This window comes from Azospirillum fermentarium, from assembly GCF_025961205.1.
GTDB classification, from domain to species: Bacteria; Pseudomonadota; Alphaproteobacteria; order Azospirillales; family Azospirillaceae; genus Azospirillum; species Azospirillum fermentarium.
Genome location: NZ_JAOQNH010000004.1, coordinates 114,071 through 135,225, shown reverse-complemented (window position 1 = coordinate 135,225; position 21,155 = coordinate 114,071). Strand labels below are relative to the sequence as shown.

The window sequence follows — 21,155 nt, the reverse complement described above, 5'->3', positions numbered from 1 at the left end:
TGCCGAAGATTGAATCCAAACTTTGGACCGACGCTGTAGTACCTCCAGAAGAAGCGGTGAATACGTTGGCCATCGGTATTTTTCCTTCTGCGGCAGCCTAGGTAGCGTTTCTGCGGGTCTGTCGTGTTTAATGCGCACGCGCAAGCGGCTTGAAGCACCCAAAAGGAGCTCCAACCACCAAAGCCTTAATTACCCGATCTTGCGAAGGGCCGCAACTGCTTCAAGAAACCGGCCCAAGGATGTAGCAATCCAATCACACCGGCCTTCCCGGGGGATGTGGAAAGGCTTATGCCCTCGTTCTGAACAGCATCGTGTTATCGCAAAGCATAACCATCAGCCTTGCTTGCACGCGATTCCACGAGGGAGGCCCGCGTATTAGATCAGCGCCGGTATTGTTTCTTCCGCCACTCTCTGATTCGGTGGCCGGCATCGTGCCGACCACCCCCCGCGCCCCGGCCGGATACTCAGGACGCTTCCGGCCTCCTTCGCCGGCCTCCTTGGTATGAGAAGCACTCTTTCCTGTCGCGCGCGCCCTGCCCGATGCGCTAGGAAAGACGGGCCATCGCCCTGACCACAGAAAGCTCCTGCACGGTGAAGCTGCTCGTCACGGGCGGTTCCGGGTTCATCGGTTCCGCCGTCATCCGTTACCTGATCGCCCAGACCAGCGCCCATGTGGTCAATCTGGACAAGCTGACCTATGCCGCGGTTCCCGGCGCCCTCGCCGCGGTCGAATCCGATCCGCGCTATACGTTCGAGCACGCCGATATCTGCGACGCCGCGGCGGTGGCAGGGATCCTGGCCCGTCATCGCCCGGATGCGGTCATGCATCTGGCGGCGGAATCCCATGTTGACCGCTCCATCGACGGACCGTCCGCCTTCATTCAGACGAATCTGGTGGGCACCTTCGTGCTGCTGGACGCAGCGCTTGCGTATTGGCGCGGATTGGATGGAGCAGCCAAGGAGGCCTTCCGCTTTCACCACGTCTCCACGGACGAGGTGTTCGGCAGCCTGGGGATGGGCGGACGCTTTACGGAAGAAACCCCGTATCAGCCCAACTCGCCCTATTCCGCCAGCAAGGCGGGGTCGGATCATCTGGTGCGTGCCTGGCACCACACCTATGGATTGCCGGTCGTCACCAGCAACTGTTCGAACAATTACGGCCCCTTCCAGTTTCCCGAAAAGCTGATTCCGCTGATCACCATCAACGCGCTGGAAGGAAAGCCGCTGCCGGTCTACGGGCGCGGCGACAACGTGCGCGACTGGCTGTATGTGGACGATCACGCCCGCGCCCTGTGGACCGTGCTGACCCGCGGCCGGGTCGGGGAATCCTATAATATCGGGGGTGACAGCGAACGCCGGAACATCGATGTGGTCGAGGCCATTTGCGATCTGGTGGATGACTTGGCCCCCAACCCACCCGGTACCCCGCCCCGCCGCTCGCTGATCCGTTTCGTTACCGACCGTCCCGGCCACGACCAGCGGTATGCCATCGATCCGTCGAAAGTCCGGGCGGAGCTGGAGTGGGCTCCGCAGGAGGATTTCGCGTCCGGTCTGCGGCGCACCGTCACATGGTACCTGGAACAACAGGACTGGTGGCAGGCAATTCGCGGATCGGTTTACACCGGCACCCGCCTGGGGCTGGGCGCCACCACCCCGGTCAAGGGCTGAGAAAGCGCCACTCCATGCGGATTCTGGTTCTCGGAGCGGACGGACAGGTCGGAACCGAATTGCGTGCCCTGGATGCGGCGGACAGGGGCGGGCGGCGCATCGGGATTGCCGCCCTCTCCCGTCGTCAGGCCGACCTGACCGACCCGGATGCCATCCACGCCGCTGTCAGAGCGTCGGGGTGCTCCGCCGTCATCAACGCGGCGGCCTACACCGCCGTGGACCGGGCGGAAAGCGACCGGGACACTGCTTTCGCCGTCAACCGCGACGGCCCGCGCCACGTCGCCGAGGCGTGCATGCGCGCCGGCCTGCCGCTGGTGCATCTGTCCACCGACTATGTGTTCGATGGCACCGGCAGCGGCGCTTATGGGGAAGACGACCCCACCGCCCCGATCAATCTTTACGGCTTGAGCAAACGGGACGGGGAACGGGCGGTTGCCGCCGTTCTGCCCCGCCATGCGATCGTGCGCACGTCGTGGGTCTTCGCTTCCCATGGAAACAACTTCGTCCGCACCATGCTGCGGCTGGGCAGCGAACGGAACCATCTGCGGGTCGTCGCCGACCAGACCGGCTGCCCAACCGCCGCCGCCGATATTGCCGAAGCCGCGGTCACCGTGGCACGGCGGCTGGCGGCGGACGATGATCCCCGATCGACCGGCGTCTTCCATTACACCAGCGCCGAGGCGACCACATGGCATGGCTTCGCCACCGCCATATTCGACGAACGGGAACGGCTGACCGGCCTGCCGCCCCCACAGATCGACGCCATCGCCACATCCGACTTTCCCACCCCGGCCCGGCGGCCGGCTCACTCGGTGCTGGACTGCCGCCGCATCCGGGAGCGCCACGGCATTCCGCAACCGGACTGGCGGCGGTCGCTGGCGGCGGTGATGGAACGGCTGTGCGCATCCTGATACACCACCAAGCAACGGCATCATGAACGACCGGGGAATGGGGGAGCGATGAAGGGAATCATCCTGGCGGGCGGATCGGGCACGCGGCTCTATCCCGTGACCACCGTGGTCAGCAAACAGCTTCTGCCCATCTACGACAAACCGATGATCTATTATCCCCTGTCGGTGCTGATGATGGCCGGCATCCGGGACATCCTGATCATCACCACCCCCCAGGACCAGGCGCTGTTTCAGGCGCTGCTGGGAGATGGATCGCAATGGGGCGTCTCCCTGCAGTACGCCATCCAGCCACGCCCCGAGGGGCTGGCGCAGGCGTTCCTGATCGGGCGGGAGTTCATCGGCGGCAAGCCCTGCTGTCTGATTCTCGGTGACAATATTTTCTACGGTCACGGTCTGGACCGGGTACTGAAACAGGCCGCAACCCTGGACCGGGGGGCGACGGTGTTCGGCTACCCGGTCAGCGACCCGGAGCGCTATGGGGTTGTCGCCTTCGACGAAACGGGCCGCGCCGTCAGCATCGAAGAGAAGCCCGCCACTCCCCGCTCCAACATGGCGGTGACGGGGCTCTATTTCTACGATGGGCGCGTATCGGACGTGGCCGCAGACATCCGCCCGTCCACCCGGGGTGAACTGGAGATCACCGACGTCAACCGATTCTATCTGGAGGACGGCTCCCTGCGGGTCGAACGGTTGGGCCGCGGCCATGCCTGGCTGGATACAGGCACCCACGACAGTCTGTTGGCCGCCAGCCAGTTCGTTCAGACCGTCGAGCAGCGCCAGGGCCTGAAAATCGCGTGCCTGGAGGAAATCGCCTTCCGCGCCGGTTTCATCGACGCCGCCGCCCTGGAACGGTTGGCACAGCCGCTGCTAAAGAACGACTACGGGCGCTATCTGCTCCGCGTGGCCGCCGGCACGGTGTGACAGGCGGACACCGCCGCCATCAGCCCATCCGCCGCCCGGTCCCACGACAAGGCATTCCGTGCGAAGTCCAGCGCGCCCTGGGAACAGCGGCGGTACAGGGCTTCGTCCTCGATCAGGGATGCGGCGGCGGCGGCCATGGCGTCGGCATCCACCGCAGCGGCGATCCGCCCTGTCCTCCCGTCGAGAACCTGCTCGTTCAGACCGCCCACCGGTGTCGCCACCGCCGGCAACCCGCCCATAGCGGCCCCCGGTGCCACACCCGACTGACTGGCTTCCCGATAGGGAAGAAGCAGAAGGTCGGCACGGTTCAGAATGGGGCCAATCTCGTCTTCGGCGATCCAGCGGTTGTCGAGTGTGATGCCGGGAAGCGCAGCCAACCGGGCGGCAAAGGGGGCGGTATCGCCATTTCCGGCCACCAGCAGCTCGACCCTGTCTCCAAAGCGGCGGCGAAGCCGCTCATAGGTGTCGAGCAGAAGATCAAAGCCCTTGTAGGCTAGGATGCGCCCGAAGAACAGCAGCCGCCACGGACGCCCTGCCGGCGGCTGGCGCAGAGATGGAAGCAACCCCGGGAATGCCGTGGCTCCATGGGACAACAACGTCAGCCGTTCAGACGGCAGGCCGAAGCGGGCCATGGCCAGGGCACGCACATGCTCCGACAGCACCACCACACGGTCCGCCCGGGCCACGTCCCACCGCGCCAGGGTATCGAGCAGAGCGTTCTCCTCTCCCGGATGGGCCTGGGCGTCATGCAGGACCAGCGCGTATGCCGCGCCCGTTCGCCGGATCACCGGCGAGACCGCAGCATTCCACACATGGCCCATGGTGCAGACCACGGTGTCGATGCGGTTGGCCCGCATATAGGCCGCGAACCGTGCAATCAGCCAAGGCAGGCGGAGGGTCGCCAGCCCGGCACTGGCCGCCCCGGTGTACGTGTCCACCGGCAACCCGGGGCGTCCGGCAGCGCGGGCCAGGTCCGCCATGTCCCCGGCCAGTTCCGATTGGCGCGAATAGGACAGGTGCAGTTCCACGTCGGTCCGTGCCGCGAGGGCGCGCGCCATTTCCAGCGTATAGCGCGGCCCGCCCCCCCGCCGGCCCCAATGCCAGACCAGAAGACGGCGGACGGCGGGTGCGGCCAAGGGAGCGGGCGGTGTATCCGGCGGCATGGGTGATCCAGCAAAGGGAACGGCCCGTTCCCCGGTTGCGGGGCGGGCGGATGGACGGCAACTGTACTGGCGTCAGGTCCGCCGCTCCATTACAAACAGCCGACCCGCGTCAACCACCCCACCCGTGCCGGAACAGGGCCATGGACATTGCCAGCATCATGCAAACCGGAAACCCTGGCGCCATTCAGGAGGCGTGCGACACCGTTCGCCGCCGCGCCGCAGAGGTGCCGCTGACGTTTTCCGCCCTTGCCGAGCTGACGGGAACGATCGCGCAGATCCAGGCCCATGGCGCCATCCAGGTACGGCGTCAGGCGGGCATCGCCCCCCATCCGCCCACCCCTGGCGCCGGAAACAGCGTCGCCGGGCTGCCGCGCTATTTGGCGGATCTGGTGGACCACTACCCTTTCGAGCTGGAGCTGCCGGCTGCGCTGTTCAATATCACGCCGGCCGCCAGCGGATTGATCGTTCCCCTGCTGAATTATGCCCCGATCATGTTTCCCGCCGCGGGTGACGTGACCCGGCATGTCCGGCTGATGGAATGGCTGCTGCCGGGGGTGGAAGCCCATGTTCACCGTCATGCGGGACGGGAGGATGCGGGCTTTCTGCTGGAAAAGGCCGTCAGCACCTGCAACATGCTGCCGCTCTATTTCGCCGACCACAATCTGGCGCCGCTGGCCAAGGTCCGGGCGCGGCTGACGACCATGCTGCTCCAGCGTCTGGGAAAGCCGGTTGCGCTCGACCCGCCCCGGCAGGTCCGGACCGGGGCACGGCGCCGTGTGGGGGTGTTCCGCAACGTCTTCAACAACGCCTCGGAGGTGGCGGCGTTGCGCGCCCACCTGCTGCCCTATGACCGCAGCCGGTATGAAATCACCCTCTATGCCCTGAGCGAGGCCCGCGACAGCGGTGAGGAACGGATGAAGGCCGATTTCGACCGCTTCGTCCTGCTCGACAGCGAGGAGCCCGACGACATCGTGCGCCGGCTGCGCGCCGACGAGTTGGACATCCTCCTGATGGGAAAGAACATCTGCGGCCTGAACAACATCCCGTGGGTCGTCGGCGCCCATCGGATCGCACCGCTGCAGATCGCGACCACCCTGTTCCCCATCACCACCGGCCTGCCGACCTTCGACGCCTATTTCACCGGGGCGCTGAACGAAAGCCACGCCGCCGCGGACCAGTACAGCGAGACCCTGGTGCTGGCCCCCGGCTCCATCAACGTCTACGACTTCAGCGGCCCGCCGCTATCGCCTGCCAGCGTGGGCCTGCGCCAGCGTCTGGGCCTGACGGGGAGCGAGCCGGTATTCGTGTCGGGGGCCAACCTGCACAAGATCACCCCCGAACTGCTGGCCGTATGGTCGGAAATCCTGAGCCGGGTGCCGGAAGCACGTCTGGCGCTGTATCCGTTCAACAGGAACTGGAGCACCAGCTACGAATATTCTCTCTGCGCCACGTACCTCTACCAGCAGTTCGCGGCCAACGGCATTCCCAAGAGCCGTGTCACGCTGTTCTCGACCTTCGAAACACGCGCGGCCATTCTGGGGCTCTTGAGCGAGGCCGACATCTATCTGGACAGCTTCCCCTTCTCCGGGGCCGTGTCCATCGTGGATCCGCTGCTGTGCGACTGTCCGGTCGTGGCTCTGGAGGGCGTGTCCGCACGCTGCCGCCAGAGCGCCGGCTTCCTGCGCGGACTGGGGTTGGACCATATGGTAACCGGTACGGTGGATGACTATATCACCCGCGCTGTCGCCTTGGGCCTGGACGCCGGCCTGCGGGCCCACGACGCACAGCGGATCCGGACCGCCCGCCCGCCCGGTTTTCCGGCCGCGCCCAGCCTGTCCGGCCACTTTTGGAGGGCAGTCGAAACCCTGGTCGAGCGCTCGATTTCCAGGCAATGATAGCTGCTGTCTTGAGCGGTCAGTAAAAGCTGGTTGACAAACATGGCGGCCGCGGGAGACATATGGCCGCCGTTTGCCCATGGATTTGACCGGAATCCACCTCGGACATACCGGCCAACAAGCCCGCTCGCCAACAACGTCGACAGATTTCTCCTATGAAAGCTGTTATCAATTGTCTCCGCCTGCTTCCGCTGGACAAGGGGGCTGGGGGAGCCGGAAGCTATCTTCTGTCGCTCTTGCGGGAAATGGCGCGTATCGCCGAAGTCCGCGTGATCGCCAATCCGCGGACCTACAAGCTCCTGTCGTCCATTCCGGGGATCGATGTCATTCCGATCCTGGCGGAGGAGCCGTCGTTCTTTGCGGCTCAGGCGAAATGGTGCGACGTCTTCTATGATCCGCTGAACGGGCTGGCCCCGGCCTTCATGGACTCGCGGGTTCCGACCTTGTGCTGCATCCATGATCTGCAGCACAATGTGTATCCCCACTATTTCCCTGAAGGGGCGTTCGAAGGCCGCAACCGCGACTACGGTTTCGCCATCGACCGCGCCGACAGCCTGATCGCGATCTCGGAATTCGAAAAGCAGAATTTCGAAACGTTCTTCGGGAAGAAGAGCGTTCATGTGGTCCACCACGGCGGCTATCTGGCCGACCATTATGATGAGGCTGCCACCCGGTCGCTCAAGGCCCAGGGGGTCATCCCCGACGGGGACTATGTGCTGTATCCGGCGGTTCCCTGGCGCCACAAGAACCACTACCGCCTGATCGAGGCGGTCCGGTTCCTGCGCCGGTTCCTGGATCAGCGCGGGATCAAGCTGGTGCTGACCGGCGCGCTGGAGCATTCCAGCCGCTCCAAGCCGCTGTTCGAACTGCTCCTGCGCTCGGAAACCGAGCATCAGGATATCGAGCTGCGCGGCTTCATCAAGGACGTGGAATTGGCGGCCCTGTTCAAGAACGCCAAGGCCATGATCTTCCCCTCGATCTACGAGGGTTTCGGCATTCCGCTGGTGGAAGCCATGCAGATGGGCACGCCGGTGCTGGCGGCCCGCATGACCGCCGTGCCGGAGGTTTGTGGCGATGCGGTCGCCTACTTCCGCGACCCGCTGAATTCCTACGCCATGGCGGAGGATATTCACACGCTGATGACCGACCCGATGCGTCTGGAGGCTTTGCGCCTGGCCGGTCTGGCCCAGGGCAACCGCTATTCCAGCCAGCGCATGGCCCAAGAGACCCTTGCCGCGTTCAAGGCGACCAAGGACGCCGTGGAATCCCGCGCGCCGGTGGAAATCATCAGCGCCCGCCCGCCGGTGGACATCCGCCGCCCCGATGAAAAGCTGACGCTGCTCATCAACTGCGACGATGCCAAGACCGCCGCGGTGCAGAATCCGGCCGCCTATCTGGCGGACCTGAGCGCGCGTCTGGACAAACAGGTGCCGAACCCCTACCGCCGGATTTTCCTGATCCCGTCGGACCTGGACAAGGCCGTGATCTCCGGGCTGAACGCCGCCGCCTCGAAGCAGGGCGCCGTGGTCTTCTACGAAAGCCATGACAGCCGGCGTTCGGCGCTGGCGACCCGGTTCGCCATCGACAGCATCCTGGAAACCCGCTACCTCCTCTACACCAAGGCGTCCAAGCCGGTGGCTGCTGCCCCGCGCCGGCTGCGCGATGCCATGGCCCTTCTGGATTATTATCCGGATCTGGGCGCTGCGGAGTTCATGGAGGGAGCTCCCTCCCAGGGCACCATCTGGCGTCCGGTCAACAAGGACCAGATCTACAAGGCGTTCATCAAGCACCGCGACGACCCGCTGTCCCGTTTCGAGAACGTGCTGATCGCCCGCCGGGTCTTCGAGCACAGCGACGGGTTGGGGACGATCCGCTTCCTCAGCTACTTCCTGAAGAACACCAGCACCATCCTGCTTCCCGAAACGGACCGCTGAGCACGCCATGACCGCACTTCTCGACACCGACGTCCGGCCTTCGGATTCGACCGAAACCAAGGTGCCGCTGGTCGGTGCGGTGATCCCGGCGCGCAATCGGTTTCCCAAGACGGCGCGGTTCCTGGAAGGGCTGACCCAGCAGACCTACCCCGGCCTGCGGATCTACGTGGTGGACAGCAACTCGTCGGACCAGACCGCCGATTACATCGGCGGTTCGTTCGACAACGTGATCCTCCTGCATGCCGGTGACGATGATTTCTGGAGTGGCGCGACCAACGTCGGCGTGGAGCAGGCGCTGAAGGATGGCTGCGACTACATTCTGACCATCAACGACGACAGCGTTATCGGGTTCGAATTCGTCGAACGGGTGGTCGAGATCGCACAGCGCCGGGATCTGATGATCCTGGCATCCCGCGTCGATCACCTGCAGGACATGGGGCAGGTGTGGTCCACCGGCGCCTACAACAACTGGGGCTCCCACCAGCTGTTCTACCTGCGCAATTACCTGGCCTGGGAAGATGACGTTCCCGAGCTGCAGGTCGGCCCCGAGATCATCGAGGTGGAACAGACCCCCGGCAACGGCGTTCTGATCCATCGGTCGGTGTTCGAGACCATCGGGCTGTACGACGCCAAATGGTGCCCGCACCAGCACGGTGACAGCGAATTCATCCTGCGTGCCCGTAAGCATGGGTACCGCTGTTTCGTGTCGCTGCGCACCCTGGTCTACAACGACGTGGACAATTGGACCGGGCAGATCGACATCCTCAATCCGCCCGACTTCTTTACCCGTCTGCCGAAACCGGTGAGCCGGCTGCTGACCCCGATCCAGAAGCTGCACCGGCTGTTCTGGCACAAGCGCTCCGACCGCCGGATTCCGACGATCGCCTACATCGTCATGAACTATGCGCCCGAAGGCCTGCGGCTGAAGACGCTCATCCTCTATTACGCGTCTTGCGTATGGATGTTCTACCTGCAGCGTTTCTTCCCCGCCCGCCTGACGCGGAAGCTGAATCGGCTGAGGCAGATCCGCCGGGCGCGGATGCCGAGCTTCAATCTTGTCTATCTGACCAGCATCGTGCGGTTCATGTGGGCCAAGCAGCGCAGCCGGTTGGAGAATCGCCGCGTGATCCGTCTGTTCGAGACAACCCGTCTGTAAAGCTCTTGTTAAGGACGTTTCGGTCAAGGACGCACCATACCGCTTCCGCGGTATCTTTTATGAGGCTTATGCGCTAGAGAATACCGGGCCCGGAAACCGTTACGGCATCAGCCGTCTTTTTCTTTGGGCGGCTTTCGGGATTTCTGCGATTAGCGAGCGAGAGTTCTGCCGTGACTGACGCACTTTCCGTCTCCCCCACCCCGGCGATCACACGCATCTCCGATGCGTCCCAAGCCGGGACGCTGTCCGTCGCCCTGACCGATCTTCGTGAAGGCGTGCGGCGCTGGTACGTCTGGCACCGCATGGGCTGGCAGGATACCAAGCTGCGCTACCGCCGCTCCATGCTGGGGCCGTTCTGGCTGTCCATCAGCATGGGCATCATGATGATCGCCCTGGGCGTGCTGTACAGCAGCCTGTTCAAAATCAACATTCACGACTACATGCCCTTCCTCGCGGCGGGGCTTGTGGTGTGGGGGCTGATCTCGACCACGCTGATCGAGGGCTGCTCGGTGTTCATCGACGCCGAAGGGCTGATACGCAACGTATCCCTGCCGCTCTCGACCTATGTATACCGGATCCTGTGGCGCAACCTGATCGTCTTCGCGCACAATCTGGTCGTCTATTTCGGCACGGCGCTGTGGTTCGGGCTGTGGCCGGGGGCCGGCATGCTGCTGCTGTCGTTCCTGGGTCTGGTGCTGTTCATCGTCAACGCCGTGTGGGCAGTGCTGCTGATGGGGATCCTGTCGGCCCGCTTCCGCGACATCCCGCCGGTGATCAGCAGCCTGATCCAGGTGCTGTTCTTCTTCACCCCGGTGATCTGGAAACCGGAGCTGGCCGCCGACCGGGTGGCACTGATCCATTTCAACCCGTTCGCCCACATGGTGGAGATCATGCGCGCCCCCCTGCTGGGTCATCTTCCCAGCGTGGAGAACTGGCTCACCGTGATCGGGGTGGCGGTCATCGGCTGGGCCGTGACCTTGCGTCTTTACATGCGGCTGCGTCACCGCATCAGCTATTGGGTGTAACCGCACATGGCCCGCATCATTCTGGATGACGTCACGGTCGAGTTCCCGCTGTATCACACCGGCAACCGGTCTCTGAAGAAGAGCATCCTGAACAGCTGGACCGGCGGGCGGATTGCCCGCGATGCCACTGACCGCGTGTGCGTGAAGGCGCTCGACCATGTGTCGCTGGCCTTTGAACACGGTGACCGGGTGGCCCTGGTCGGCATCAACGGGGCCGGCAAGACCTCGCTGCTGCGGGTTCTTGCGGGGATCTATTATCCCGTGGGCGGCCGTATCCGGGTCGAGGGGCAGATCGCTCCGCTGTTCGAAATCGGCCTCGGGATGGATGGCGAAGCGACGGGGTATGAGAACATCGTCCTGCGGGGCCTGCTGTATGGCCTGACCCCGAGCCAGTGCCGTGAGCGGATCGACGAGATCGCCGACTTCACCGAACTGGGCGAGTATCTGAACATGCCGGTCCGGACCTACTCCGAAGGCATGAAAATCCGGCTGGCCTTTGCCGTGGCCACCTCCATCCATCCTGAAATCCTGTTGATGGATGAATGGATCGGTACCAGCGATGCCCGTTTCCTGGAAAAGGCGCGCCGCCGGATGGAAGCGTTCGTCCAGCGATCCAGCATCCTGGTCCTGGCGTCCCATTCCATGGAGATCGTCACCACATGGTGCAACAAGGCGGTGCTGATGCATCAGGGGGCTGTCCGCAAGGCTGGCCCCATCAACGAAGTGATCGAAGCCTATAATGAATTGATCCACGCCGCCTGAGCATACGGCGCGGAGGGTTCGTGTAATACGAGGCGTGAAGCAAGGCAGATAACCTTCTGCCTTGACCTCCTCGCCCTGGTTCGGCCAATCTTGCCCCCCTATTATGAAGCAGGATGGAGGCGGGAAGAATCCGATGGTCGGACAGCATGGTGAAAATCTCGGCTTTCTTCTCTCTCTTCCGCGCTCGGGTTCGACGCTTCTGTCGGTGATGCTGGACAATCATTCGGAGATTGCCTCACCGACCGAACCTTGGATTATGCTGGCTCTCCAGCAGCTGGCTCATGTAGATATCCGCCATCCGGCAAATGCTCAGTCGGTTGGAAAGGCCATTCGTGATTTCACCGCAGGTGAAGCCGGCCTTGCTGCTGCCAGAGCGGCGGCCTGCACTCTTTACGATCATGCGCTGAATGGAAAAACGCTGCTGATCGACAAGACTCCGCGCTACTACCTCATTCTCGACTACATCAATCAGATTTTCCCACAAGCCAAATACCTGTGGCTTGTCCGGAACCCGTTTGCCATTGCCGCCTCGTACAAGACCACCTGGAACGTCGATCTGCCGGATCTGATTGCCAATCGGGTGGATGATTCCAATGTCTTCGACTTCGTTCTTGGCCTTGAGACGCTGGAAGCCTTTGCCGGCACGATGGGAAAGGCCGTTCACCGCATCCAGTACGAAGCCCTGGTGACCGATCCGTCCGGGATCATGGCCGGCGTGCTGGAGTTCCTGGGTTTTCCGCCCGCCGATATGGAAAAGCTGACCGATCTCTCCCACCAGAAACGGACGGCGGACAGTTTCGGCGACCCCAAGATCCTCTCCACCACGGCTCCCCACACCCGGTCCATCGACGGATGGGAGGCTTTGTTTTCCCCGGCCGAGCTGCAGACCCTGTTCGATGCCGTGGGACGGGAACGGCTGGAGCGGCTGGGCTACGGCGACACGGTTCAACGGCTGATGGCGTTGGGGGTGGAGGACCGGGGGCAGGCCCCCGTGCACGCGCTGCTGGAGCACGTCTCCTCCCTGCTTGCCATTCGCTACAATGATATCGAACGGGTCACGACCCACGGCATCCCCCTGTCCCACCACATCCAGGAACGGGCCCGCTATGTGGTGGCGGGGGACGACGCATGGGATGCCCGTTACGCCGACCGTGCCACGTTGGACCAGACCCTGGCGTTCATCGCGCAGGAGCGGGCCGACTACAGCCGGCAACACGCCCTCCAGGCCGAAGAGATCGCCAAGCGGGATCTGATGGTCAAGGAGCGGGATGAAGAGATCGGCAACCGGGGACGTCATATCGCCATGCAGGACGAGCGGATCGCTCAGCTCATCGCCGAGCGTGATAAGGCCATCCACGAACGGGACACCCTGCAGCAGGCCATTCATAAGCAGGATGAAGCCCTGGTCATGATCGAGGAGAACCGCAGCGCTCTGCGCACAGCGTTGCGGGAGCGGGATGAACAGATTGCGGCCCTCATGAATTCCCCCTCGTGGAAGCTGACCGCGCCGTTGCGCGCCCTCAGCGGCTCCAACAAGCCGAAGTAACGGACCGGGGCGGATCCGCTCGAATTACCCCCGGCTCCCTGCGATCCGCGCTAGGGCTTGAGCGGGAAAGTGGTGTAGAAGCCTGCCATGGACCAGAACACCGCTCTTCCCGCCATTCCGGCCGGCCCCATAGGGTTGGAACTGGCTCGGCGTTGCTTCCTCGCCGCCGCTCACGCCGATACCCCCACGGCCTTGGGCCTCTACAAACGAGCCATGGTCCTGGAGCCTCGTTTGGTGGACGTCTACCTGTCATTGGGTATCCGGCTGCAACAAGAGAAGCCCCAGGACGCCATTGCCGCGTTCACCCGAACACTTGCCCTCGCCCCGACCACCATCGAGGCGCGGGGGAATCTCGCCAACCTTCTGTACCGTCTGGGTGCCATCCATGAGGCGGAGGCCCATTACCGGCAGGCGGTGCGCAACAAACCCGACCTCCCGCAACTGCACACGAATTATGGTGCCATACTCCGGCGGCTGGGCCGCTTGGACGAGGCCGTTTCCTCCTATCGCCGGGCGCTGATGGTTGATCCGGCATACGCCGACGCGTTGGGAAATTTGGGTAACATTCTCAATGGATGGGGGAAGCCTGCAGACGCACTGCAACTGTTTTGGCGCATGGTACGCGTCAATCCTGCAGACAGCATGGCGCAGAACCGTATGGGAGACAGCCTCAACCGCCTGGAACATCCAAAGAGGGCATTGCCGTACCATGTCCGGGCTCTGGCGCTTGACCCTGGTTCGCCCGACATCCTGAACAGCCTTGGGGCAACCCTTCAGGCCGCGGGATTGACGCCCAAAGCCATCCCCGCATTACGCCGCGCGCTTCGGGTGTGGCCATCGATCACCATTATCCCGGAAGGCGCCTGGATTGTTCACTACAATCTGGGCATCGCCATGAACGACATCGGGAGGGTGGAGGAGGCCTGCATCTTTTACAGCCGGAGCCTTGCCCTGGCGCCGGACAGCGCCGCCTGCCTGCGTAATTTTGGCAACAGCCTGCGCTATTGGGGTGATTTTAACGCCGCGCTCCGGTGCTATGACCGCTCCATCCGGATGGGCGAGATCGGGGCGCACCAGAACAAGACGATGACCCTCCTCTACATGGCTGAAGCCACGCCAAGGGCCGTTTATGAAGCGCACAGGGCATATGGCAGCACCCTGCCGGCGCCGGCGCCGGCGCCGCACGCCAACAGCCGGGATCCTGAGCGTCGTCTGGTGATCGGTTATGTTTCGGGGGATTTCCGCCAGCATGTGGCGGCGGAATTCATGGCGCCGCTGCTGGCGGCCCACGACCGCTCGCGGTTCCGCATCCACGCCTATTCCGAAACCCCCAGCCCCGATGCCGTCACCGCCCGCATCCAAACCCTGGTCGATCTCTGGCGCCCGATCCGCGGCCTGTCCGACGAGCAGGCCGACGCCCTGATCCGCGCCGACGGCGTGGACATCCTCATCGACCTCGCCGGCCATTCCGCCCACAACCGCCTGCCCCTGTTCGCCCGCAAGCCGGCACCGGTCCAGGCCACATGGCTGGGATACCCCGCCACCACCGGCGTCCCCGCCATCGACTACCGCATCGTCGACAGCATCACCGACCCCGAGGGTACCGCCGACGCCCACGCCTGCGAGGCCCTCGTCCGCCTCGACCCCTCCTTCCTGTGCTATCAGCCCCCCGCCGACGCCTCACCCATCGGGCCGCTTCCGGCGCAGCGCAACGGCTTCGTCACCTTCGGATCCTTCAACAACCTGCTCAAGACCAACCCGGCGACCATCGCCCTGTGGGCCGCGCTGATGGCCCGCGTCCCCGGCAGCCGCCTGATCCTCAAAAGCCGCCCCCTGGCCGATGCCGGTGTCCGCAACCGCGTGACCGCCCGCTTCGCCGCCGCCGGCATCGCACCCGAGCGCCTCGACCTCATCCCCTGGACCAGCGGCACCGCCGAGCATCTCGGCCTCTACAACCGCCTCGACATCGCCCTCGATCCCTTCCCCTACAACGGCACGACCACCACCTGCGAGGCCCTGTGGATGGGCGTCCCCGTCCTCACCCTGTGCGGTGACCGCCACGCCGCCCGCGTCGGCGCATCCCTCATGCGCGGCATCGGCCTCGGCTCCTTCGTCGCCCATGACCAGCCCGACTTCATCGAACGCGGTGCCCAGATCGCCGCCGACATCCAGGCTCTCGACGCCATTCGCCACGGCCTGCGACACCGTATGGCCGCATCGCCCCTGTGCGATACAAACCGCTTCACGCGCTGCTTCGAAACCGTCCTCCGCACAATCTGGCACCGCTGGTGCGACAGCCTGCCGGCTCTGCCCTTCTTCACCGGCGCCACACCGTGAATGCCGGCGCATGCTGGCGGGCATTCACGACTTCAAACAGGCGACGACAAGAGCCGTCAGCAGTCCTTCACGGCCTGCTGCACCATATGGGCCAGCCGTACCGGATCAGCGATCATTGAAACACCGGGGCGGTCCTCGGCACACACCAGGCGCCCATAAGGCAACCCGCCCACATTCGCTTGCATCCAGTAAAGGGCCGACCGGTTACCGGCAGGCACCAGTTCGATAAACGGCGTTCCCGGAGGACAAAAGGCGATGCTGGCATTGGCTGCCCCATGGGGCGCCACCACCATTTCGGCTCCGGCGAAGGCAGCGACCTGCTGCTCCAGACTCATGCGGCCCGGTACGATCATGGTGAAGCCCAGCGGTTCCAGACGGGCCATCACCTCGGCCTCATTGCTGACGATGCGGGCCTTGGCGTCACAACGGGACACATAGATGCGCCGCCGCCGGGCCGGGGCCGCCGCGGCAGGGAAAACCGAAAACATCAGCCGCCGGAGCCACGCCACCTGACGGGGAGTCACCGTACCTGGATCGAGAAAGGACGGGAACCACAGCCGCTCGAACCGGGTGAGCCGGCGGTTCAAGACCATCAGCCGATTGCGCAACCCCATGCGCTCCAACACTCCCGTGTGGAAAGGGCGCAGATCACCCGATGGCAGAATCAGGGTCAGGGAGTCGAAATCCGGCAGATGCTCCCGGCACCAGAAACGGGTCAACCCTTCAAAGAGCCAGTGATAATAGTTGTGATGAATGAAACGGCTGGACATCAGCAGGCACGGTTCGGCCACCGTCAGGTCAGGCTCGGCCCAATCGACCACGGGCACCGCCAGGCTGGGACCACCGCCCGATGCCGGCACGGTCAGGCATTCCCCCATCAGCCGCGATACAAATTCATGGCTGGTACGGTTGTGAAATGCCTCTGCAACCGCCACCCCTTCATCGGCGAAGACATGGAACGTGTTGGCTGGGGTCGGGAAGGCGGCGAATTTTTCCACGACCGCCCCTGGCAACGTTGCCAGAAAGGTGCTGCTGTGGTCAGCGGTGTGAGCACGCAGATTGATCGGCGCTTCCGAGACCTGCCCCGGCGCCATCAGGTCGTCGTCGTCAAAGGCATAGCGGGGCGGCTGATGGGCGATGCTTCCCGCCGGATGAATGGTCACGCGGCCCGGAATGGCCGGGTCCATCTGATCCACAGATGCCACCTGCGGGCACAAGCGCTCGGCAGAGATGAAGGTGAACGGACGCAACGTCATATCCCCCTATCAGGCCGTACGGCAGAGGTGCGCAATGCCCTGCAGATAGGCGCCACCATCGTACAGCAGCCCCAGAGGCTTGTACCGCGCCACCTTGTCGGTCCCGGTCAGATGCAACAGGTCGATGGGCTGGCGCGGGTATCCCGGTGAACACCATCGCCCCTGCTCGTCGCGCACCGGGGTGGCATAGCTGCACAGCCAGTTGCACACTGCCGGCATGGCCTGAACCCTTCCCGTCAGATGGTAAAGGACGGCATTGAAGGTCATCTGTTCGCTGAGATGGTGGTAACCGCGGGCAAAGGCACGACCCAGCCAATCCTTGAACACCCCCCAATGGGGCGCATCCCGGTGGAGACCGAAAAAGCCCGTGTTCAGATAGGGCATGGCCGACGTTTGGCGCGCCACCGTTTCACCGAGGATCTGGGCCGTCAGTACCGCTTTGTCCGTGGTATAGCGTTCACTTGCCTGCCAGGAGAAAAGGTGCGGATACATGGCGTCGGCCTCCGGTACGATCACCGCTTTCCCAGCGTCCATGAAATCCCGCGCGGCATCCAGGAAGCCAAAGCTCTGGACCCACATATCAGCATCCAGATGAACATAATGGCGATGGCCGGGAAAATACTCCGGCAGGAAGGGGCGGCACGCCTGCGCCCGCCAGAATGGGCTTTGGCCTTCGATCTTACGGCGGATTTCATCGGGCAACGGGACCAGACGCTCGGGATCCACGGGCTCGATCCCATCGCACAGATTCTTCAGGTAGTCCCGCTGGGGCTGGTCCAACCCGACATCGATCAATCCCACCACGTACCGGGAGCGATCGCGCGCCTGCAACGACAGCAACAAGCCCACCAGAAGATCGAAGATATTGCTGTCGGCGCAGACCACCAGACAGGTGGTGTCGGCGTTGGAAGCGGCCATAACGTATCCTTTGAAGCCCTCAAGGCAAGGCGGTATCTGAGAAGGTGGATATTATCCACCCTTTCCCGTTCCAGCAACCGGGCCTCTGTCCGCGCGGGCGGAGACAAATTTTTTTGATAGCAGATTATCTCTCTTGAATAATAAATAGTTAATTCATGTTACGCAAAAAATAGGACTTTGGATCAACCAATTTTTCAAGAAAAAATACATTCCCGATCCGTAAAAAAGCATCGGCGTCAACTTGACCAAATAAATTTATCATGCCATATTAATTAAGATTTCACTTTATGCTTGCCTCTGGAGTCGGACTTCGCCATGGCCGCAGAAACATTCAACCTGTCTCATGAGATTGCGCAAAAGGTAATTGGGAGGATCGCGCAGGCCAACCAACAGCTTCGCGCCCTCGAAAATGCCGCCTCGGATGAGGTTGCGGCTCTGCGAACCCAAAAAGCACTGATCGTCTCCAGAAAAGGCCGAGCCATTGCTGAAAAGCCCTCGCTCAATATCGTTGGGCTTTTTTATGACCATATATCTGAAGCAATATCGAATCATTTCAGGATGCATGGCCACAATGTAAAGATAATAGAAAAAGCGGAAGATCTTGAGAAAGAAACTGAACTATATGACATATTTTTCACGACGAGTAATTATGTATTGACGCAAAATAATCTTTCTTCTGCTGTTAATTATACAATTAATTGCGGCAAAAATGGTATTTCGTGTATATGGCTATGGGATCACCACCATATGTTTGGCACATCCCTGTCCATATCGTCGTACTTTGATATTGTATTCCCAATACACGAGACAAGCGTCGATTACCTCAAGACAATCAATACTCATGTAATGAATTCACTTCCAGCAGCAACCTATCAATTTGGATCAATTCATGAAATGGAGGAGATGTATATTAAGTTCGGAGCACGCCAAAGGTCCGATTCACTATACGGTGGATTCAGAGAATATCCAGACATGAGTCGCAATTTTATATTGCGAGAGTGTATAGAGAAAATTACCGAAAATAATTTGTATCTGCGCCCACAGAACATAATCAATGATAAATACTATAATCTGCCAACTACAGAGGATAGATTCGCAGAATGGGTAAATCATAAGGTATCATTGTCCGTATCTATTAATACTGACATACCGATTCGCATTTTCGATGCCTTGTCTGCAGGACAGATTCCATTGGTTTGCTCCAACATCAATGGTCTAGACCATATTATCAGCGTAGAAGATCAGTTGAGACTTCCAGTTATTCGGTTCAATTATTATGATATTAATGAGATTCGACGGGCTTATGAAATTGCCTTGAAGCAGTTTGATCAGGGGGGCAGGGAGGGAGCTTATAAGCGCCACCTTTATGCCATGAGAAACCACACGATGGTCAACCGCATCGCCCGAATGATTGAAACTTTGCGACTTCACTTCCGTTAATGCTCCGATAAGGCCTTGTCTCCGTGCTGCGCCTCTGGCGCTCGTCAACGGCAAGACAGACCAGCCAGGCCTGTGTAGAAATTTTGAGCGCGCCGGCGGAGGTACTGTGCACAGTACCTCCCTCCACCATAGCCACAGCATCTTCCAAGATTATCGGCGGGCGTGTTCACAGAGTTTGCGTGAGAGCCCCCCTTCGCCACACCGGGATTGACGACACCCGAACATTACTGATGTTGGGTCACTGAACTTGACCGCAGGATAAAGGGAGGAAGGCTCTGCCCCATCGAATGTTCATAAAGGACAGCTGCGCGGGAGGGGTTGAATGGGATCCCGAGAGCCGCCCGCACATCACGTTCGATAACATTCCGAAGATTAACAATATCACGAGGCGATAGTGCATCAGTAAAGATATGGGATACATACCCTCCTTCGGGGTCTCCCTTATAATACTCGGCGGTCCGCATGAAGTTGACATTCTCGGAATGCAAGCGATCGCCTGTCTCAGGTTGAGTATATGTCCATACATCGGGAAGATCAGGATGAGGGACTGCCTCATCGTAATACGGAGTTCCAGGATAAGTTGTAATTACTGTACAATCAAAATCATCGACTTGTGACTTAATCAACCAGTCACGAATCGAAAGAGCCGTTTCTTCTGTTTCTCCAGGATGCCCCAAAGACATCAAAGCCTTAACCTTAAGCCCATACTTCTTAGCGATCTCAACAGCGCGGGTATTTTCTTCCAGCGTAGCGCGCTTCCGGATGTTGGTCAGAATCCGTGGATGAGCTGCTTCAAACCCACACAAAAGCCAACGGAATCCGGCACGCACCATTGCCTCAGCCTGCTCCTCCGTGAACAGCTCGGCTTTGACAAAGCCCCTCAATTGAAATTTTGCCCCCAATTCCTCCTGAAGATCAGCCAATCCATTAAGCAAATTGACCATCGTCTTCGTGACGTTCAACTCGTCATCATAGAACATAAACCCAGTATATCCATACTCCTTATGAAGGAATTTCACTTCCGCGAGAATGGATTCAACCGTTCTCGTTCGAATGATTCGCAGACTCTTACTGTTTCTGCCACCACAAAACCCACAGCTGAACGGGCATCCGAGCTGAGCAATAAGGCTGGTTGCAGGAGATCCCTCGATAGAATACTTATATGTGTTAAGGTCGATCAAATGACGCGCCGGCAAGGGGCTGGCGGTAAAATCCGCGTTGCTGAGGAAATAAGGCCCCTTGTTGTCATCCCCATCAATGACCTTTGGCGCATCTGGTGCCAGGGCTGCAAAGACGGCCCGTTCGCCATCCCCGGTCACAAGAACATCAAACATCTCTTCCAATTGGGCTGCGGCCTGAGCCGCACGGCCCTGGACACCGGGCCGCGTACGCCGCTCAAGCTTCAAGGCGGCATAGACCAAGGTTACATGCGGCCCGCCCAGAATGAGACGGATATCAGGCCGCAAACGGCGGATGGTGGCTGCCACGACCGCAATGGCCGGAAGCTGAGGGGTGGTTGCTGTGATCCCGATGACCTTTATGACATTATCATCCAAGAAGGAGACCAGAGCGTCATCAAAGTTCTTGATGCCCGAAAGATCGAGAAGCGCAACAGCATGGCCCTGCTGTTCCAGAGCACTTGCAATCTTCAATATTCCAAGACTGACAAAGACTCTCTCATCAAGCAGAAAGGCTGATGGCGGAATAATAAGCCCTATCGGATTGAGGCTTCCCGATTGGGCCTCAGAACCTGGGGCAGGATAGGCACGATCGCTTTCACACATGGTCTTGCCAATCATCATAAAGCCTTTGTCAGCGCCACTGTCAGGATCAGCATCATTACTCACTAATGAAGTGAGTATCATTTTACAGATCATTTTATCACAACAACCGGACAGCATGCCGAAGTTGCTGAAATCGAGAAAATTTCACTTGGAACAGCTTGAAACAATGCGTCAGGCTGAAGAAAAACTTGACTTGTTCACGTATCGCTTCCCCACCGGCATGAGGGGCCGACACCTCTTCGGCGTACCCATCTTTAATAATTCCAGCGGAAATATTCAGAGGCTTTCGCGGCATATTATCGGTATCATCACGACCAAGCAGAGCGATATCGAAATCGTCCCATATGCCAAGGCCCATGATTATCCTATATCATCTTCATAATTAATGTGAGGATGGACTATACAAAAGGCATTCATTTTTTTCAAGACACGCCACAAT

The 21,155-nt window shown here is 61.0% G+C and carries 16 protein-coding genes; 12 read left to right on the top strand and 4 right to left on the bottom strand.

Annotated features, from left to right (window positions below; translation table 11 throughout):
* The first annotated feature begins 591 nt into the window (after positions 1-591).
* From rfbB to rfbA, 3 genes are read left to right on the top strand one after another with little or no spacing between them, the layout of a single operon-like run.
* Positions 592-1,668, top strand: a complete 1,077-nt coding sequence (gene rfbB / locus M2352_RS26145; RefSeq protein WP_264667461.1) for a dTDP-glucose 4,6-dehydratase — start codon at positions 592-594, stop codon at positions 1,666-1,668.
* 14 nt (positions 1,669-1,682) lie between these two features.
* Positions 1,683-2,579 (top strand): dTDP-4-dehydrorhamnose reductase, encoded by an 897-nt coding sequence (gene rfbD / locus M2352_RS26140; RefSeq protein WP_264667460.1) that lies wholly within the window; start codon positions 1,683-1,685, stop codon positions 2,577-2,579.
* A gap of 48 nt (positions 2,580-2,627) precedes the next feature.
* A complete protein-coding gene (gene rfbA / locus M2352_RS26135) occupies positions 2,628-3,500 on the top strand; it encodes a glucose-1-phosphate thymidylyltransferase RfbA (RefSeq protein WP_264667459.1) in 873 nt (290 codons plus the stop codon).
* On the opposite strand, the gene M2352_RS26130 is transcribed toward rfbA, so the two are convergent.
* The gene (locus M2352_RS26130; RefSeq protein ID WP_264667458.1) at positions 3,467-4,663 is read right to left on the bottom strand and encodes a glycosyltransferase family 4 protein; all 1,197 of its coding nucleotides are present in this window, start codon (positions 4,661-4,663) and stop codon (positions 3,467-3,469) included. The two genes, rfbA and M2352_RS26130, sit on opposite strands and share 34 nt — an antisense overlap.
* A 140-nt stretch (positions 4,664-4,803) precedes the next feature.
* Here M2352_RS26130 and M2352_RS26125 point away from each other — a divergent pair, with 140 nt between their 5' ends.
* The 7 genes from M2352_RS26125 to M2352_RS26095 all read left to right on the top strand — a co-directional run bounded on the left by M2352_RS26125 (position 4,804) and on the right by M2352_RS26095 (position 15,318).
* Entirely contained in the window at positions 4,804-6,558 is a 1,755-nt protein-coding gene (locus tag M2352_RS26125; RefSeq protein ID WP_264667457.1) for an O-linked N-acetylglucosamine transferase family protein, read from the top strand.
* A gap of 155 nt (positions 6,559-6,713) precedes the next feature.
* Positions 6,714-8,492 carry a glycosyltransferase family 4 protein gene (locus M2352_RS26120; RefSeq protein ID WP_406567325.1) on the top strand — a complete coding sequence of 593 codons (1,779 nt, stop codon included), beginning with the start codon at positions 6,714-6,716 and terminating at the stop codon, positions 8,490-8,492.
* Positions 8,493-8,499: 7 nt separating this feature from the next.
* Positions 8,500-9,648 carry a glycosyltransferase family 2 protein gene (locus M2352_RS26115; RefSeq protein WP_264667455.1) on the top strand — a complete coding sequence of 383 codons (1,149 nt, stop codon included), beginning with the start codon at positions 8,500-8,502 and terminating at the stop codon, positions 9,646-9,648.
* A gap of 170 nt (positions 9,649-9,818) precedes the next feature.
* Positions 9,819-10,673, top strand: a complete 855-nt coding sequence (locus M2352_RS26110; protein ID WP_264667454.1) for an ABC transporter permease — start codon at positions 9,819-9,821, stop codon at positions 10,671-10,673.
* Between the two features lie 6 nt (positions 10,674-10,679).
* Positions 10,680-11,435, top strand: a complete 756-nt coding sequence (locus M2352_RS26105) for an ABC transporter ATP-binding protein (protein WP_264667453.1) — start codon at positions 10,680-10,682, stop codon at positions 11,433-11,435.
* A gap of 133 nt (positions 11,436-11,568) precedes the next feature.
* Positions 11,569-12,981 carry a sulfotransferase family protein gene (locus tag M2352_RS26100; RefSeq protein WP_264667452.1) on the top strand — a complete coding sequence of 471 codons (1,413 nt, stop codon included), beginning with the start codon at positions 11,569-11,571 and terminating at the stop codon, positions 12,979-12,981.
* 87 nt (positions 12,982-13,068) lie between these two features.
* A complete protein-coding gene (locus M2352_RS26095) occupies positions 13,069-15,318 on the top strand; it encodes an O-linked N-acetylglucosamine transferase, SPINDLY family protein (protein ID WP_264667451.1) in 2,250 nt (749 codons plus the stop codon).
* Positions 15,319-15,374: 56 nt separating this feature from the next.
* On the opposite strand, the gene M2352_RS26090 is transcribed toward M2352_RS26095, so the two are convergent.
* Both M2352_RS26090 and M2352_RS26085 read right to left on the bottom strand, forming a co-directional pair.
* A complete protein-coding gene (locus M2352_RS26090; RefSeq protein WP_264667450.1) occupies positions 15,375-16,574 on the bottom strand; it encodes a glycosyltransferase family 61 protein in 1,200 nt (399 codons plus the stop codon).
* 9 nt (positions 16,575-16,583) lie between these two features.
* On the bottom strand, positions 16,584-17,492 hold the full coding sequence (locus tag M2352_RS26085; protein WP_264667449.1) for a hypothetical protein: 909 nt from the start codon (positions 17,490-17,492) through the stop codon (positions 16,584-16,586).
* 315 nt (positions 17,493-17,807) lie between these two features.
* Between M2352_RS26085 and M2352_RS26080 the strand changes: the two genes are divergently transcribed.
* Positions 17,808-18,932, top strand: a complete 1,125-nt coding sequence (locus M2352_RS26080) for a hypothetical protein (protein WP_264667448.1) — start codon at positions 17,808-17,810, stop codon at positions 18,930-18,932.
* A 224-nt stretch (positions 18,933-19,156) separates the two neighbouring features.
* On the opposite strand, the gene M2352_RS26075 is transcribed toward M2352_RS26080, so the two are convergent.
* Positions 19,157-20,833 carry a B12-binding domain-containing radical SAM protein gene (locus M2352_RS26075; protein WP_264667447.1) on the bottom strand — a complete coding sequence of 559 codons (1,677 nt, stop codon included), beginning with the start codon at positions 20,831-20,833 and terminating at the stop codon, positions 19,157-19,159.
* On the opposite strand from M2352_RS26075, the gene M2352_RS26070 reads away from it, so the two are divergent.
* Positions 20,832-21,098 (top strand): hypothetical protein, encoded by a 267-nt coding sequence (locus tag M2352_RS26070; RefSeq protein ID WP_264667446.1) that lies wholly within the window; start codon positions 20,832-20,834, stop codon positions 21,096-21,098. The genes M2352_RS26075 and M2352_RS26070 overlap by 2 nt on opposite strands.
* Positions 21,099-21,155: the final 57 nt, after the last annotated feature.

Excerpts from the sequence above, each read along its gene's own strand:
- M2352_RS26075 (WP_264667447.1), bottom strand. The coding sequence starts at position 20,833 with ATGCTGTCCGGTTGTTGTGATAAAATGATCTGTAAAATGATACTCACT.
- M2352_RS26120 (WP_406567325.1), top strand. The coding sequence starts at position 6,714 with ATGAAAGCTGTTATCAATTGTCTCCGCCTGCTTCCGCTGGACAAGGGG.
- M2352_RS26090 (WP_264667450.1), bottom strand. The coding sequence starts at position 16,574 with ATGACGTTGCGTCCGTTCACCTTCATCTCTGCCGAGCGCTTGTGCCCG.
- M2352_RS26125 (WP_264667457.1), top strand. The coding sequence starts at position 4,804 with ATGGACATTGCCAGCATCATGCAAACCGGAAACCCTGGCGCCATTCAG.
- M2352_RS26130 (WP_264667458.1), bottom strand. The coding sequence starts at position 4,663 with ATGCCGCCGGATACACCGCCCGCTCCCTTGGCCGCACCCGCCGTCCGC.
- M2352_RS26115 (WP_264667455.1), top strand. The coding sequence starts at position 8,500 with ATGACCGCACTTCTCGACACCGACGTCCGGCCTTCGGATTCGACCGAA.
- M2352_RS26105 (WP_264667453.1), top strand. The coding sequence starts at position 10,680 with ATGGCCCGCATCATTCTGGATGACGTCACGGTCGAGTTCCCGCTGTAT.
- M2352_RS26070 (WP_264667446.1), top strand. The coding sequence starts at position 20,832 with ATGCCGAAGTTGCTGAAATCGAGAAAATTTCACTTGGAACAGCTTGAA.
- M2352_RS26100 (WP_264667452.1), top strand. The coding sequence starts at position 11,569 with ATGGTCGGACAGCATGGTGAAAATCTCGGCTTTCTTCTCTCTCTTCCG.
- rfbD (WP_264667460.1), top strand. The coding sequence starts at position 1,683 with ATGCGGATTCTGGTTCTCGGAGCGGACGGACAGGTCGGAACCGAATTG.
- M2352_RS26080 (WP_264667448.1), top strand. The coding sequence starts at position 17,808 with ATGGCCGCAGAAACATTCAACCTGTCTCATGAGATTGCGCAAAAGGTA.
- M2352_RS26085 (WP_264667449.1), bottom strand. The coding sequence starts at position 17,492 with ATGGCCGCTTCCAACGCCGACACCACCTGTCTGGTGGTCTGCGCCGAC.
- M2352_RS26095 (WP_264667451.1), top strand. The coding sequence starts at position 13,069 with ATGGACCAGAACACCGCTCTTCCCGCCATTCCGGCCGGCCCCATAGGG.
- rfbA (WP_264667459.1), top strand. The coding sequence starts at position 2,628 with ATGAAGGGAATCATCCTGGCGGGCGGATCGGGCACGCGGCTCTATCCC.